This is a genomic window from Algoriphagus antarcticus (assembly GCF_002150685.1).
Lineage (GTDB): Bacteria > Bacteroidota > Bacteroidia > Cytophagales > Cyclobacteriaceae > Algoriphagus > Algoriphagus antarcticus.
Genome location: NZ_MSSW01000009.1, coordinates 136,206 through 152,477, shown reverse-complemented (window position 1 = coordinate 152,477; position 16,272 = coordinate 136,206). Strand labels below are relative to the sequence as shown.

General features: G+C 40.9%; 14 protein-coding genes and 1 pseudogene. All 15 read right to left on the bottom strand.

The annotated features are described in order from the left end of the window. Positions 1-28 precede the first annotated feature (28 nt). A pseudogene (gene arsB / locus BVH04_RS05905) lies at positions 29-1,076 on the bottom strand (ACR3 family arsenite efflux transporter). A gap of 2 nt (positions 1,077-1,078) precedes the next feature. Beyond that, positions 1,079-1,711, bottom strand: coding sequence for a low molecular weight phosphatase family protein (locus BVH04_RS05900; RefSeq protein WP_086540432.1), 633 nt, complete (start codon positions 1,709-1,711; stop codon positions 1,079-1,081). Between the two features lie 21 nt (positions 1,712-1,732). Next, positions 1,733-2,167 (bottom strand): DUF6428 family protein, encoded by a 435-nt coding sequence (locus BVH04_RS05895; protein WP_086540430.1) that lies wholly within the window; start codon positions 2,165-2,167, stop codon positions 1,733-1,735. Positions 2,168-3,172: 1,005 nt separating this feature from the next. Then, positions 3,173-3,817, bottom strand: coding sequence for a DNA alkylation repair protein (locus BVH04_RS05885; RefSeq protein WP_086540428.1), 645 nt, complete (start codon positions 3,815-3,817; stop codon positions 3,173-3,175). Between the two features lie 9 nt (positions 3,818-3,826). Further along, on the bottom strand, positions 3,827-6,235 hold the full coding sequence (gene ppsA, locus BVH04_RS05880; RefSeq protein WP_086540479.1) for a phosphoenolpyruvate synthase: 2,409 nt from the start codon (positions 6,233-6,235) through the stop codon (positions 3,827-3,829). Positions 6,236-6,723: 488 nt separating this feature from the next. After that, positions 6,724-7,191, bottom strand: coding sequence for an OsmC family protein (locus BVH04_RS05875; protein WP_086540426.1), 468 nt, complete (start codon positions 7,189-7,191; stop codon positions 6,724-6,726). Between the two features lie 41 nt (positions 7,192-7,232). After that, positions 7,233-7,475 (bottom strand): YgaP family membrane protein, encoded by a 243-nt coding sequence (locus tag BVH04_RS05870; RefSeq protein WP_086540478.1) that lies wholly within the window; start codon positions 7,473-7,475, stop codon positions 7,233-7,235. Between the two features lie 859 nt (positions 7,476-8,334). Then, the gene (locus BVH04_RS05865; protein WP_086540424.1) at positions 8,335-10,845 is read right to left on the bottom strand and encodes a cation-translocating P-type ATPase; all 2,511 of its coding nucleotides are present in this window, start codon (positions 10,843-10,845) and stop codon (positions 8,335-8,337) included. 199 nt (positions 10,846-11,044) lie between these two features. After that, the gene (locus tag BVH04_RS05860) at positions 11,045-11,359 is read right to left on the bottom strand and encodes an HPF/RaiA family ribosome-associated protein (protein ID WP_086540422.1); all 315 of its coding nucleotides are present in this window, start codon (positions 11,357-11,359) and stop codon (positions 11,045-11,047) included. 231 nt (positions 11,360-11,590) lie between these two features. Continuing rightward, positions 11,591-11,848: a DUF302 domain-containing protein gene (locus tag BVH04_RS26045; protein WP_240510842.1), complete on the bottom strand. Its 258-nt coding sequence runs from the start codon at positions 11,846-11,848 to the stop codon at positions 11,591-11,593. Between the two features lie 262 nt (positions 11,849-12,110). Next, positions 12,111-12,533 carry a hypothetical protein gene (locus BVH04_RS05850; RefSeq protein ID WP_116116609.1) on the bottom strand — a complete coding sequence of 141 codons (423 nt, stop codon included), beginning with the start codon at positions 12,531-12,533 and terminating at the stop codon, positions 12,111-12,113. Between the two features lie 137 nt (positions 12,534-12,670). Continuing rightward, entirely contained in the window at positions 12,671-12,886 is a 216-nt protein-coding gene (locus BVH04_RS26590; RefSeq protein WP_262481356.1) for a hypothetical protein, read from the bottom strand. 155 nt (positions 12,887-13,041) lie between these two features. Beyond that, positions 13,042-13,941, bottom strand: coding sequence for a F0F1 ATP synthase subunit gamma (locus BVH04_RS05840; RefSeq protein ID WP_205635798.1), 900 nt, complete (start codon positions 13,939-13,941; stop codon positions 13,042-13,044). Further along, a complete protein-coding gene (locus BVH04_RS05835) occupies positions 13,941-15,488 on the bottom strand; it encodes an alternate F1F0 ATPase, F1 subunit alpha (RefSeq protein ID WP_086540417.1) in 1,548 nt (515 codons plus the stop codon). The genes BVH04_RS05840 and BVH04_RS05835 overlap by 1 nt, the downstream gene beginning before the upstream one ends. Continuing rightward, positions 15,475-16,272 (bottom strand): F0F1 ATP synthase subunit B family protein, encoded by a 798-nt coding sequence (locus tag BVH04_RS05830; protein ID WP_086540415.1) that lies wholly within the window; start codon positions 16,270-16,272, stop codon positions 15,475-15,477. Before BVH04_RS05830 ends, BVH04_RS05835 begins: the two co-directional genes overlap by 14 nt.

The following is a 16,272-nucleotide window of genomic DNA, read 5'->3' as shown; positions in this document are numbered from 1 at the left end:
TGAACGTTAGTAAAATTTTTGGAGTAATTCATAAGTAGTAGCTGTTTGAAAAATACTTTCCCCTCAACCAAAAAGCTACACGCACGAGCAAGATTAAAGCAGGTACTTCTACTAAAGGCCCAATAACTCCTGTAAATGTCTGACCTGAATTGAGACCGAAAACTGCAATCGCTACAGCAATTGCCAGTTCAAAATTGTTTGCAGATGCCATAAATGCCACTGAAGCTGTTTTTTCATAATCTGCTCCCAATGCCTTTGTTAAGAAAAATCCTATCAAAAACATTAACACGAAATAGATCAAGAGCGGTATTGCTATTCTGACAACATCCATTGAAATCTGAACTATCAGTTCACCTTTCAAGGAAAACATCACCAAAATCGTGAAGAGTAAAGAGCCGAGTGTGATTGGAGAAATTGTAGAGATGAATTTAGTTTGATGCCAAGCCTCACCCTTCGCTTTCACCAAAACATACCTGCTCAAAATCCCCATCAAAAATGGGATTCCCAAGTAGATAGCCACACTTTCGGCTATTGTCCCTATAGAAATATCTACGACAGCGCCGTCAAATCCGAAATAAGGTGGAAGGATAGTGATGAATATCCATGCATAAAAACTATAGGCGAAAACTTGAAATATGCTATTCAACGCAACCAGACCTGCTCCATATTCACTACTTCCCTCTGCGAGATCATTCCACACCAACACCATCGCAATGCACCTTGCTAAGCCTATCAAAATCAAACCACCATGTATTCCGGATAATCATGAAGAAATATCAATGCCAATGCAAACATCAAAATTGGCCCGATGACCCAATTCAAAACCAATGAAACCGTTAGAATTTTTACATTCTTAAAAACCTTCGGCAACTGCTTGTAATCCACTTTGGCCAGCGGCGGGTACATCATCAAAATTAAACCAATAGCAATCGGGATATTGGTTGAGCCCACCCCAAAAGAATTATAAACTCAGAACTTGAAGGCAAAAAATAACCAATGCCCACTCCAATGGCCATTGCAAGAAATATCCAAAGCGTAAGATACTGATCCAAAAAACTCAATTTTTTGTGAGCCATACTTATTTGTCTAGGGATATTTGAGAGAAAACATAAAACATTTCAGAAGCTATTTGTAAGGATCGCTCGTCATACTTGTTTTTCTCTTCTGGTGTATCGTCGTAGACTTTGGGATCTTCATAACGCACGGGAATTCGATGTTCTGTTCCCGGTATAAAAGGACAGTTTTCATCCGCGTGTGAGCAGGTCATTACTGCACCAAATCGAGTTGCTTTATTGATAGCGTCATCATACAGGTTAGAAAATGTGCTGATGGGGCCCTGATCATCAGAATGAAAAATAAAGTACACTGCATTTTCAATTCCCTTCTTAGTAACTCTGAAGCCATTTCTTTTGATCGAAGCTACTGCTCTTTCATTGAAAGCAGTTACTTCTACACCGCCTGAATAGCAATTCGCGGGAATTCCAAAATAGTCAGCGGCAGTCTGTGCCCAGATTTGTGCAAATTGGCTTCTTCTGGAATTATGGGTACAGATGAAGTTTAAATTAAGCTCTTCACCATTATTGACTTTATCCTGAGTGTAATCAATAAGTACTTGAAGGACTTCTTTCCTTTGTTCTGAAACAGGAAGTGATCGTGCCAGTTCCACTGTCGCCAAAAGATTGGGCAACAATTTTATCGTGTCTGCGCTCATATCTAATAAAATATTTTGGTTTTAGCAGCAGCCCGTACCAGGAGTGCAAGACTCTTCATTCCCTCTTAATTCTGAAAGTTGGACTTTTGACTTTTTTTGAGGGATCCTACATTTCTCCTTTGCGAGACAATCTGTTTGCTTATTAGTAAGTAGAAAATTGACTCCGTCGAATTCCAATCCGAACTTCTCTATTGTCTGACCCTGATATTCGACTTCTACCTCCAAATCTTCCAATTTCAGCACTTTTTCAGAAAGCTCATTAATGCTTAATAACCGCTCCGGATGAAGTCTGTGATTGTAATCGACCGCATCCCAAAGCTGGAAATTGGCTACGTTTTCATTTCTAACAGTTACGCCGCAATCAATGAAATGCTTTGAGATTTTCCCCACTTCAGTGAAGTGGAAAATCAATGTTTGATTAACCACAAATGTGTCTTTGGAGCACTGAACCGCCAATTTATTGTAGGTGCTGTGTGTGCCTTGAATGGTGAATATAGATCAAAAAGATGGTCGTTCCAACGGGTGAAATGTGAAGCATTCATGAACACGAATGAATTAGAACTTTTAGTGAATAAAGTCCCTCAAGCGCGGGGGTATTCCCGATTCTCGGGACAGGCTGTCCCGAAGCCAAGCAAGTCGTGCCGTTAGCTATCGGCATGGTTTGCCGTGAGGCATGCAGTAAAGTAAGCCCGACTGCGGTGTCTGTACTGACAGCCTGTCCCGCAAGGCGGGAAACAGGAACTCTATACTGAGGCTATGAGGCTGGATGAGGTATCACTACCTGTCCCGAGTATCGGGATCATGCCGAAGTCCTAAACTCTGAATTTCAGAGATAAGCCAAAATAGTAGATAGAGCAGCGATAGACATAAGGATATTCGTCTTACCGAGAGCGCAGTGCGTAAGAAAAATATCCAGTGGATATTTTTAGCACTGGGCCAGCTTGTAGGGTGGGAGATAGATGTCGTGAACATCTGAGAGAAGTCAGCCGAGGTCATAGTAGCTATGAGGAACGAGCCATAACAATATCGGGAGAAGAAGCCTAAGCGGAAACGTAAAAACCTAATCAGACTGGGAGTGGATCAAGACCATGCCTACGCATGGAAGGACTGAGCTTTAAGAAAATGTCCAGTGGACATTTTTAGCGAAGGGCCAGGCTGCGGGAAGGCAGGAAAGGGGGATGGGCCGTAGCCCAGAGTCCGATTTTGATAACCACTATTACTTTGTCACGCCTGAGACGTAAGGGGTATGAATCTATGCTATCTTATTACCTCAAAACCGGTCCGACTAGTCATTCAGGCGGGCACAACCTACAATCCAGTGAACCTCCGTATACAGCCTGTCCCGATTTTTATCGGGAAGACCCGTATGCTGATAGCTATTGGCAGTGGTGTGAGAGGCGCACCTCGCTTGAGAAAACTGGCGAGGCCGTCTACTCGACTACCTGCTGGCTTTTCCACCTGTCACTTTAAATTCAAGTAATATTCTCTCGTTTCCTTGTCGAATTTCTCAATTGCGTATCGAAGTGAAATTCTTGGCATTTCAGTTGCGTGTTTATCAAGAAATTTTTTTAATTTTTCTTCATCCTTTTTTCCTGCTTCTCTAATCCAACTCCCAACAGCCTTTTGTACATATTCGTCTTTGTCGTTTACAAGAATTTCTGCAATTTTAAATGTGTCTTCTATTTCATTTTTTTTGATAAAATAATAAGTGCTTACAATTGCAGTTCTTCGCTCCATTGGATTTTTGGACTTTGCTAAATCATATAATGCTTTTTTGTCCTTGTCGTGTAAGTATCCTCCAACTACATATGGTGCACTTCTATCTACCAAACCCCAATTATCAATCCATTTATGATTATCAATATACGCTCTGTATATGTTTTGTCGTTCCGCTTTAGAAGTTTTCTTATTTCGGGCTTTCCAATCTAATATAGATACTGCTCCAAGTCGATGATTATCATCTTTATCTTTAAGCAATTTTACAACCTCAAATACTGGAATTTGCTGATATTCTTTTGCTAAAGAAAATATCTCCCTTTTCGGAATTTCTCCCGAATAATCTTGACCGATTATCTTTAAAGTTTCAATAAATTCTTTAGCAGTCATTAGTTTGTTTCAGCTTGCAGGTAACTTTTTACTTTCCGCCTCATGCATATTGGAAATTCCTTTTATCAACGCATCCGGGTTGAAGGAAATACTATCAATTCCACAATCAACAAGAAACTGGGAATACTCCGGGTAATCACTTGGTGCCTGTCCACATAAACCAATTTTGACACCCTCAGCTTTTGCTTTGGTGACCGCCATGCTGATCAATTGCATCACCGCTGGATCAAAGGGAGAAAAGATGTCGCTGAGCAATTCCGAATCCCGGTCAGCACCAAGTGTTAATTGAGTCAGGTCATTTGACCCGATGGAGAAGCCATCAAAATGTTTGGCAAATTCTTCCGCCAGCAAGGCATTGCTTGGAATTTCCAGCATCATATACAATTCCAGATTTTTTTCACCTCTTACCAATCCATTTTCCTTCATGATCGCAATTACATTGGTGGCTTCTTTGATGGTTCGTACAAATGGCAGCATCAGTTTGATATTGGTAAAACCCATTTCATCCCGCACCATTTTCATCGCTTCGCATTCCATCACAAACGCATCCTTATACAATGGATGATAATATCGCGACGCCCCTCTGAAACCGATCATTGGGTTTTGCTCCACAGGTTCAAATGTGTCACCGCCAAGCAGTCCGGCGTACTCATTTGATTTAAAGTCACTCATTCTTACTATGACATCTTTAGGATAAAAAGCCGCAGCAATCGTTGCAGTGGCCTCTGCCAGTTTGTGAATGAAATAGTCTTTTTTGTCGGGATAATGGTGGCTCAGGTTTTCAATTTCTTTTATTACTGCTTTATCTTTTAGCTGATCAAAATGATGCAAAGCCATCGGGTGAATCTTAATTGTATTGTTGATAATAAATTCCATTCGCATCAGCCCTACGCCATTATTTGGGAACAGCGAATATCGGAATGCCTTATCGGGATCTGCAAGAATGAGCATAATCTTCGTTTTTGGCATTTCAATTTTAGAGGTGTCAATCTCTTGCTCGTCCCAAGTGCCTTTACCTTCATAGACAAAACCCGTGTCCCCTTCAGCAGTGGAGATGGTCACGAGTTGACCATCCTTAATAGTTTTGGTAGCATCACCGGTTCCCACAATAGCGACTGCACCTACTTCACGAGCTACAATAGCCGCATGTGAAGTTCTTCCCCCTTGATCAGTCACGATGCCCGCAGCTTTTTTGAGTATGGGATCCCAGTCAGGATCAGTTCGTCCAGTCACCAAAATTTCGCCCACATTAAGCTTATCAATATCTTTTGGTGAGTCCAATAGTCTTGCAATACCAGAGGTAATCCGGTTTCCTAATCCAATTCCCTGACAGATTAATTCCCCCTTTTCCTTGATTTGATATTCTTTGAATTGACTCTTGTTTTCATTCTGGCTGTGAACTGTTTCTGGTCTAGCCTGAACGATAAATATTTCATTCGTGTCACCATCTTTTGCCCACTCAATGTCCATATGACGCTCGTAATGCGCTTGAAGAAGGATCGCCCATTCAGTCAGTTGAACTACTTCATCATCGGTGAGTATGTACTTTTGTCTGTTTTCATCTGATGTATCCAAATTGATGATGGCATCTTCTGGCTTTGAAATCTCTTCTAATTTTTTATCAGCATAGACCATTGTTTTCACTTTGCTACCCAATATTCTTGAGATGATGGGTTGCTTTACTTTTCCGATAAACGATTTATATACCAGAAACTCATCGGTGTTCACACTTCCCTGGACCACATTTTCACCAAGTCCCCAAGCACCTGAAACAAGAGCTACCTTATCAAATCCCGTATCCGGATCAAGTGTAAACATGACACCGGCACAGGCTTTATCGGACCGGACCATAATCTGAATCCCAATAGATAAGGCCACTTTCATGTGATCAAAACCATTGTCAACTCGATACTTTATGGCTCTGTCTGTAAAAAGTGAAGCATAGCAACGGTGGCATGCAAAAATTAGATTTTCGGCTCCCTGCACATTGAGGTAGGATTCCTGCTGTCCGGCAAAACTTGCATTGGGTAAATCCTCGGCTGTAGCACTGCTGCGCACGGCTAAAGAAACGGTACTTCCAGCACGCTTTTCCAAGTGCTTGTATGAAGCTAAAATCTCATCACTTAAATCTTTTGGAAATGAAGCATCCAGCAGAAGTTGTCTGGCTCTTGAGCCAATCTCTGAAAGGTTATTAAATGTTTTGAGGTCCAATTCTGAAAGAATAGCCGTGAGTTTAGGTACGAGTTCGTTTTCATTTAGAAAACTCCAATATCCATCACTTGTCACTGCGAACCCGTCGGGCACTTTAATGCCTTTGGAAGAAAGTTCTGAAAACATTTCTCCCAGGGAAGAATTTTTACCTCCTACGAGTGCAATGTCTTTTAGACGTATTTCTGAAAAATTCTTAATCTGTTTCATAGTGGTGCTTTTAAAGTCTATTGATCCATCCATTATAGTCCTAGTATAAGTAAGCCCTTAAGCGATTTACCAGAAATACACGGGAGAAGCTATAACCATTTTCTTCCTACCCATTTTATTTCGCATGCCACAAACGATTGACTAATGCTATCAACAGATAATCCTACTTGATCTTGCAAAAAAGGATGAACTGCATGTCCATTGAGTATTGAGTTGGTGAAAATAGTTTCTCGTGCCTGTATCAAACATAGCGACTTACGCCTGAATAATTCGATGCCTTCATGTTTTAAAAAGGGCTAGAAGTTAAAATAGAGGTGAATTGCAAGGTTGACATTTGGTAGCACGCGCTTTGGAATATTCGGCACGAAGCTGAGCAAGGAATTGCAGTCAATGATGGCAATATCTGTTAAATTTCACTATAGCATGAGTGTATCTGGCTGTGTTTAACCGGGCAAAATTGCCACCGATGTTAAGGATATGTGACTTGGTTATTTGGTTTCGATTAACATGGGTGTCACCTCAATATTTATTTCCATAGTGATTTTTGACTTCACGGAATTACTTATCAAACAGGCATCTTCAGCTTTTTTCAAAATACGAATCGCCTTGTCTCTATACATTTCATTATGGATAACAACAGTAGGTTTAAGCAGTATTTCGCTCATCATTAATTTGCCTTCCACCATTTCCATCTTTCCTTTTGTCTTACAGCTAAAACTTGTAAAGTCCAATGTCGAATTTTCTGCAATGGCTAAAAAAGTAGTCATTAAGCAGCCACTAATAGCAGCAACAAACAAATGCTCAGGAGACCAAACCCCCTCAATTCCTTTGGGGAATTCCGGAGGCGTCGCTACTTCAATGCAAACGCTGTTTTTCTTGTTTAATTCAGGAGAACATAAGATGCCTTTTCGACTGTTTTCCCAATTTATACCTACATTATAATAGTGTGATTCCATTGATTTTTCTAGGTAAAAGGTTCCTTTTGTCTTTCAATCATTTAATTGGCAGTAGGTTTTCTTTGAGGAAGAAAGACTGCTTTCGTTTTTTTCTTGGTTGCTATTCCAAAAAGAGAATAAAACGGGCAGAAACTAAAAAAGCTTGTGATGAATAATACACCAACAACAAGTATTAAACCCGAACCTAAACTGCCTGAAATGACATGGGTAAAGTATAAAGCTGAGATAATGATTGCTAATGCTATCCTGATCATTCGGTCTATTGACCCCAAGTTATTTTTCATGTGATTGTTATTTATTGGTAGATTATCTATAGGTTTTTTGGGCAGGCTCGTTATTTTAAGCACTTAAGCGGGTTCTTGTTAAATTATTTGTTTTTTGACGCTAAATGCCTTTTAATCAACCCTCCGCATTAGGTTGGAATATAAAGTTCTATAAAACTGAAGCCGAACTTGTTACACAATCCTGCCTGTTTATTGTATCTATCCCACTTTTTGGGGATTGCTCTGCAAAATCACTACTTGAGGATCAGGCTACATTTGTGTGGCTTGGTTGTCCCTTCTTCTCCCTGGATGATATGTGCCAAATAGACCGGAAAAGCGATCTCTACTCTTGTCAATATCCTGTCAGAATGAGGCTTCTAATAACCTGCCTCATTTATTAAAAATACTTTGTACTGCGAATAGGGAGAGGTGGATTGGAAAGAGATATGGGATAGATGAGAATAAGAAGTCCTCTTGGTGTAGAGATGCAATTTGTAATTGGAGATTTAGTATCAGAATTTACACCTATAGTTCAACCCCCGCCACAGCGGGCAGGCATTTCAAGGTTGCCATATAGAACCCTCATTCTTAACCGTAGTTGCACCGGGATTTATGCCTCGGCACGCAGGTATTCATGCTTTGACTACTTCGTGGTCATAAAAGGGGAAGAATAGAGATATGATGGTATAAAATCATGATCCCAACGGGATCAAACCATAAGTAGCCATGGGTGCAACCCATGGGAAACGAATCAATGGTTTTTGTCATCCCATCCCCATCGGGGTTGAAACATTAAGTTCGACAACTTCTTCGTCGTGTTTCGATTCTACATTTCATTTTACCTAGCCTAGAATACATTTCGCAGAGTAGTCGGATGTAATTACACCTTTTTAGCTCCCTTGATTCGCTTGCCCCATTTTACCCCTTCATACCAAATAACTGATACAAAACCAGTCGTTATAGCAATTGATATTTGCAAAGAATTCAGCGGTTCAAAGTCAAAAAAGCTCGATAAGGGTTTTACATAAAGTAGAAGACCAGTAATTAAAACTGTGATGCCGATAATCAACGGTACTAGGTTATTCTTGTATCGCACTGTTGTTAGAATAGAATAGTAGAAGGAACGATTAACGAGAGTTAAAACGATATTGGCAGCAATAAGAACTGTAAAAACCATCGTTCGTGTGAGTTCCTCATTTAAACCTTGATGCACTGCATATTGGTAAATAAATAAGGTGCCGGCAGTGATGACTAAACCTTGTATGATACTGGTAGTTAGTTCTTTCAGGTTGAAAAAAGTGCTGGTCAAAGCACGGGGTTTTTGAGACATGCTGTTTTTTTCCATCGGCTCATTTTCATAAATAATAGAACAGGTAGGTCCCATCACCAACTCCAGAAATATGATATGAACCGGCGAAAATATATTGGGATACAGCCAGCCTAAAGCCAAAGGAAGAAACACCGTCAATATAATCGGGATGTGAATGGAGATGATGTATTGAATTGCTTTTTTGAGGTTGGTGTAAATCTTCCGTCCCATGGCTACGGCATCCACCAACTTAGACAAGTCATCTTCCTTTAGAATCAGAGAAGAAGCCTGTTTGGCAATCTCCGTTCCTTTGCCTCCCATGGCAACACCAATGTGGGCCGCTTTAATTGCAGGGCCGTCATTCACCCCATCACCAATCATCGCTACTATTTCTTTATTGGCCTTTAGGGCATTGATTATTTTCAATTTAGCCTCGGGGAACATTCTGGTAAATACCTGAATATCTCCGACTGTTTTTTGAACGGATTCATCTGATAAAGCCATCAGTTCATCTCCGGAAATACTTTTCTCAAAACCCTTAAATCCTACTTGCTTGGCAATTGCGGTAGTAGTTGTTGAGTTATCCCCGGTAATTATCTTTACGTTAATTCCTGCAGTATAAAAGTCTTCCAGAACTTTGGTGATATTTTTCTTTGGAGGATCGTAAAACGCAACAACGCCTTTAAAAGTAAAAGGGAACTCCTGCTGCTCTTTAGGATAATCAGTGCCCCCAAAATTTGCTTCTCCCACGCCGAGCACTCGATAACCCTCACTCGTGAGTTCGGCCAAAGCATCATTTACCTGCTTTTTTTGGGCAGCACTTAAATCAGACACCTTGATCATCGCTTCCGGAGCTCCTTTGGCAGAGATGATTCGCTTACCAGTGGAGTCTTCAAAGACATGGGTCATCATGGGAGGCTTTCCTCCTAATGGATATTCATGAACCAGTTTGAAATTGGGTCTTTCGTCCGATTCAAACGTATTTCCATAAACTTCGTGAAGGGCTATTTCCATTGGGTCAAAAGGAATAGGCTCACTGGCCCACATGGCTAATCTGATCAGCTCTTTTTCTTCGTCATTTGAAATAGTTTCAGGCTTGGAAACTTCACCGGAGTTCAATGTGAAGATTTTTGCCAGACTCATTCTATTTTCGGTGAGGGTGCCTGTCTTATCCGTGCAGATAACGGTTGCGCTACCCAAGGTTTCTACAGTTTTCATCTGCTTGACGATGATTCCCATTTTCATCAAACGCCAAGCACCAAGAGCCATAAACGTAGTAAAAGCGACTGGAATCTCCTCAGGTAAAATACTCATCGCAAGGGTAAGCGCTTTGATCAAACTATCGGAAAAACTGTAGGACTGAAAATAGTTTATGCCCCAGACAATGAAGAAGACGACAACTCCTACAATCACCATTTTCTTTACAAAATTGTTGATCTGCAGTTCTAAGGGCGTCTTTTCCTCTTGGATCGTCTCGAGGCTTTTGCCTATTTTCCCGAGTTTTGTTTCATTTCCAATCGCTGTGATGGTAATGATAGCCAATCCGCTGGCAACGGTAGTTCCTCTGAATACTTGATTTTTATCGTCTGCGACATCTTTATAAACCGATAAGGATTCACCTGTCAGAATGGATTCGTCCACCGAAAAATCATTGGATTGAATAATTTTTCCATCTGCTGCAATGGCAGTTCCCTCTTCGATCATGAGGCTATCACCGAATACTAGCTCCTCACTTTTGACCTCCTTTATTTCGCCATTGCGGATTACTTTGGAGATGGGTTTAGTTAAGTCTTTTAATTTCTCCAGAGCATTTCGACTTCTGGAATCCTGATATAGCGAAATACCCGCTACCAAGACAATCGCGAAAGCCATAAAAATACCATCGTCAGTATTTCCGCTTATGAAATAAATGGACGCAGCGACCAAGAGTAAAATGACCATGGGCTCTTTTGCGATGCTTTTTATCGCACCAAAAAATCCACTTTCCTTCTTATATGCTAACTGATTATATCCATGCTTTTTTCTCGCGTCAAGAACCTGGTCATCGGTTAACCCTTTTATATCGAAGTTATTTGCAGACATAATAAAAATTGCTTGTTATGAATAGGTGTGCTGTTCTACAAATTGATTTGATTATCTGCATTTATACCAATGGGTAGCCATAAGTTCTAAAAAGCGGGGGATAGTAGCTAAATTTGGATTTACTTCAATTATTCTGTTTTGTAAATGGAATGATGCCACTGGCATCATTCCATAGGATCTTGTTTCACAGCAATACTGCTCAGTGATTTCTCAACTTACCGATGATTGTATCAAGAGATGCCTTAAGCTTACCAGTTGCGCTGTTTACGGCTTGGTCGTAAGTATTGCCTGTGGCTGAAACCGCAATTGGTTGTCTTCCTTCCATCCTTGCTTCAATCAGACACTTTTTATCATCCTCCGATTCTTTGTTTCCATTCTCATCTGAAAGATGCACTTCGAGTCTTGTAATGTGCTCACTAAATCTACTTAAATTTTCTGACAAAGAAGCTTCCAACTCATTTCCATATTCTTCATGGACACTTAAATTTTTACCAGTATTAATTTGAATTTTCATGATTTCTGTTGTTGTTTTTGAAGTTAATAACTACCTGTAAAGACTGTTTTGAAAATCTCGTATTTTGCTTTCAAAGCTTTTAATGCTTAAATGAAATGAGTCTGCTATAGTTCCGTAATGATTTTCTGTAGCCTATTCTCATCTCAGTGGCTAATTCTATAAGTTTCTTATTCTCAACATCCTGCATGGATCCTATCGGGTCAACAGCTGAAACCTCGAGCTCGCCGGCAATTATTCTTGAACAGTCACACTACAGGGCCAGATGGTGTCGATTTTATCTTCAGCGAGTAGGGCTTCATAGGCAAATGGAGGGTTACAGGCGCCAAGGATTTTATAATTGTAAAAATATACATCGAGCTTTTTCTTTAATGTAGCTTTTAAGCCAATTTCAGTAAGTGAATCAAAGCCTTCTGCCTTGAGTACATCAGAAACTTTTTGTATTGCGCTGTCTAAACTCCCGGGAATTGTTTTGCTGATATAGTATTCCATAGATAAAATGTCTGTTCGAATAATCAAATAATATATTGAAGCATGTCTTAAGAAAATTTTTTTAAAACGGACTTTTTCATCTTCTTTTCCGAGTCAGGTAAACGGCACCTACTAATACTATAACAATGACAAGTGTAAAAATCCACCACCCCGCATGCATTCCCCAATAATAATAATTTCCGCTATCGTGCATCATGATTTTGTATAGTTGAATTTTTAGAAATTGTGGTCAATAATGTGATTAATTACTCTTTCTTGTCATTCATTTCATGCCATTCATGCTGCCATTACAAATCCTATTTTGCATCATTTGCATCATTTGCGGATCAGCCATCATGGTTCTAATCATTCCTGACATCATACTGGAGTCACTTTTAGCTGTTTCCACCATAGTTGACATCATATTATGGGTCAGGTCTGGATTATTTTTGACCATATTCATCATGGAACTGTGATTCCCCATCGTCATCTTTTGATGATTCTGCATGGTCATCATACCGTTTTCATTATTCAATAAGGTACCTATCATTTCATTCGACATGGTACTATCGGCGGCGATTGCCTCCATGATCTCATTTCTTGATTGAGTATCGGAAAGGAGACTCGTGTGAGTTGAACCTGATTGACAAGATCCAATAAGAATTAGCAGCACTATTGAATATGCCGCTGTTTGTATTTTTTTCATTTTTAGGGGTTTTTAAACCAGTTAGATTAGTAAGAAGGTGGACACTAAATCTCATATTTCTATTATACAATTGGTGCTAATAGTTATATGATTCACGCATTTGATAATCCAAATCGATTCATGCTCATTCCACCATTTTACGTTTGGTAATTCAAAGTAATGTAGACCAATTTTACAATCATCAATTCCTCGTTGGTTGGAATGACATATACTTTGACCTTACTTCCATCCTCATTGCCTTGGTTCTTTTTTTCATTTAATTTAATGCCGATGAAGCCAAAATCTGTACCTATTAGGGAACGAATGGTTGCTTCACGCTCACCAATACCCCCGGAAAAAAGAGCGTATCCAATCCACCTAATGAAGCAGTTTAAACACCATTTTTATTTTTGATTTAGCAGCAAAAATATTAATTGCTAGCAAAAGCATCCTCATTTATGCACCTATCCGTCGGAAAGCAGCACGCCTCCAAGGTCAAGAAAGAAGGGGGTTATTTTAGGATTTATTATTAATCCTTAGTTGAGTCTTTTTTCAAGGCCTCAAAGCCTGAGACCACATCAAATAATTCTTCATCGATCGAACTTTGACGCAGCCGATGGTATTTAGTGTTAAGATCGTCCAGCAGATCACTGATGTTTTTGTCGGCTCGCTGCATCGCTTCCAATCGACTTGCATTTTCGCTTGCCAATGATTCTACACAGGCTTTGAAGAGCGAAGTGAAAAGGTATCCGTTGATCAAAGCGATCAACGTGGGTTTTGGAGTTCCTGCAATCTGCGGAAGCAACTTGCTTGGCCACTCAGTTTTCTCTACGTTTTCCTTCCATTTTTCATCCAATGGAAGGAATCGCTGCATCACAGGAGTATAACCTGAAACTGCGTTGGGTTTGTTATGAAAAATATAAAACCGCGTGCCTTCGTGCTGCTGTTGCTTGATTTGACTTTGACTCAAAATCTCTGTGACCAAAGGAGTGACCGCATTAATATCATTTGGTACAGGATATAATTTTGCGCTGGCAAATCCTTCATCCGATAAAAGCAATGCAACTCGTTCGCCCACTACCCATAGTTCCTTTTTTCCCGGCAAAGCCTTCAGCGAAGTAGTAACAAAATTCGCCATCGCATCATTGAACTGAGCCACAAGTCCCTGATCAGAACCGAAGACTATGGCACAGATTGCATCTTCCGAATTCTTTTCCGAAACTGCTTTTTCGCTAATTCCCTCGATTCCCTCTGCTTTGAAATACGCCACGATTCCCAACGCGATGGTGTAGTAATAGTCCGCAAGTGAACTGACGGCGGTTTCATATTGGACAATATTTGATCCTGCCATGGCTTTCATGGCACTCACGACCGACTTTAGGTCTTTTGCACCTTCTGTTTTGCTGCGCAAATTTTCCAGCGTATCCATTATGTTTTGATTTGGTCTGGATCTGTCTCTTCCTGAAACGGGGCAAGTAGGGTTTGTGCCTTATTCAGAATAGCCTTGGTATCAGCTTCGCTTAGCTTCTCGTTTTCTACTATTCGCTTGATGATGTCCTCGGGAAAATCTTTGCTATTCCTAAGCAGAACTTCTTCGGCCTCCCGAATTTTTTCGACGGGAACAGTATCTAAAAGACCTTCCTTCAAGGCGAGCAAAACGATGATTTGTTCTGAAGCTGTCAATGGTTGTAGTTCCTGCTGCTTTAGGCTTTCTCGGATCCGCTTGCCATGGCCAATGGTCTTTCGGGTGGTGTCATCGAGCCGTGTTCCAAATCGAGCAAATGTCTCCAGTTCTTCAAATTGCGCATACTCCAATTTTAGCTTTGCGATAGAACGGTAAGCAGCCAACTGTGCTTTGCCACCAACGCGCGAGACCGATCTACCGACGTCCACTGCGGGCAAAATACCCAACTCAAAAAGTTTGGGAGAGAGATAAATCTGCCCATCGGTAATGGAAATAAGATTGGTAGGAATGTAGGCAGAGATATTCTGCGCCTCTGTTTCTATGATGGGCAATGCGGTGAGGGAACCGCCTTTCAGTTCATCACTGAGGTGCGTGGATCGCTCCAACAATCTGGAATGGATGTAAAAAATATCTCCGGGAAATGCTTCGCGTCCTGGAGGCCTTCTCAGCAATAAAGAGAGCTCGCGATAGGCACGGGCATGGTGCGTAAGATCATCGTAAACGATAAGTACATCTCGCCCCTTTTCCATAAAATACTCTGCAATACTCGTCGCGGCGTAGGGAGCAATGTATGCAATCCCAGGAGAATTATTTCCTTCGGCCACCACCACAACTGTGTAATCCATGGCACCTTTTTCTTCCAGATTGGCAATCACTTTCGCTACTGAAGAAGCGCGCTGCCCAATGGCGCAATACACGCACAAGACATTTTTATCATGCTGATTGAGAATGGCATCAATAGCGATGGCCGTTTTGCCGGTCTGCCGATCGCCGACTATCAATTCACGCTGGCCTCGCCCAATAGGAATCATCGCATCAATCACTTTTATGCCTGTTTGCAAAGGAACGGCAACCGCACTTCGATCCATGATGGCATGGGCAGGCCGCTCAATAGGCAAACGCTCGCTATACACAATCGGGCCTTTTTCATCCTTAGGTTTGCCCAAGGGATCAATCACTCTTCCGATCAATCCATCTCCTACAGGTACATCCATCACCCGACCGGTGCGGACTACCTCATCGCCGGCTTTCAGGGCAGAATCTTTGCCTAAAAGAATGACACCGATTTCAGCCTCATCCAGATTATAAGCAATGCCAAAAAGGCCATCTTTGAACTTCAGCAATTCCTCAAAGCCTACTCCGGGCAGTCCTGAGACTTTAGCAATTCCTGTTGAAACGCTTGTGACATGTCCAATCTCACGGGCTTTTATAGAAAAAGAAAAGCTTTCAATCCCCACGGCAATTTGATCGAAAACGCCTCTTACCACAGGATTTTTTTCAATTGCTGACATCTGAATCTTCCTTCACGTTTGGTTTGGCTTTCTCCCTAGTTTCCCCAGAAATATTCTCCTCCAACGCACTGAGGTATTCTGAAAAACTCCAGGCTACTTTATAACCATTAGTGGAAAGCTCAATTCCACTTATTATTCCTGGAGCTGTTTTAAACTGAAGCTTGGTTTCCGTATGGAGCAGGGCATTCACAGCTTCAGTTATTTCATCCTGTTGCTTTGTAGGGAGTTCAAAGGCACTTTTCACCAAAATGGAATCCGGATGAGACTTAAATGCATCGATGAATTGTTGCTTTTCCTCTTCTTTGGAAGCCTTTAAGTGTTTGATGAATGTGTCAGCGGATTGCTCTTCTAAGCTCAGTGAAGCAATCGCTGAAAGTGCTTTTCGGGTGATCTCGAAAACCTGCTTTTGAGTATTTTGAGCAAGCTCTTTATTCTCATTGGCCTGCGCTGCTTTTGCCGCTTCTTCCATTTTGAAGATCAATCCTTTTGCTTCCGCTTTTGCCGTTTCAATCAATTGATTTTTTTCTGTGGCTGCTTCAGCCACAACGGTATCCATCAACCCTTTTTTCTGCTGGTCAAACTCTTCATTCTTCTTTTTGAACTCTTCTTTTTCTTGTTCAGCAATCGTTTTTTTATCAGCTGCGTCTTTCAATTGATCCATGATTTTTTTCTCTCGCTTATTGACTGCATCAAGGATTGGTTTATACAAAAATCGCTTGAGTAACCAGACGAGAATCAGGAAATTAATCAGCTGTGCGACTACGGTAAACCAATTGATATCCAT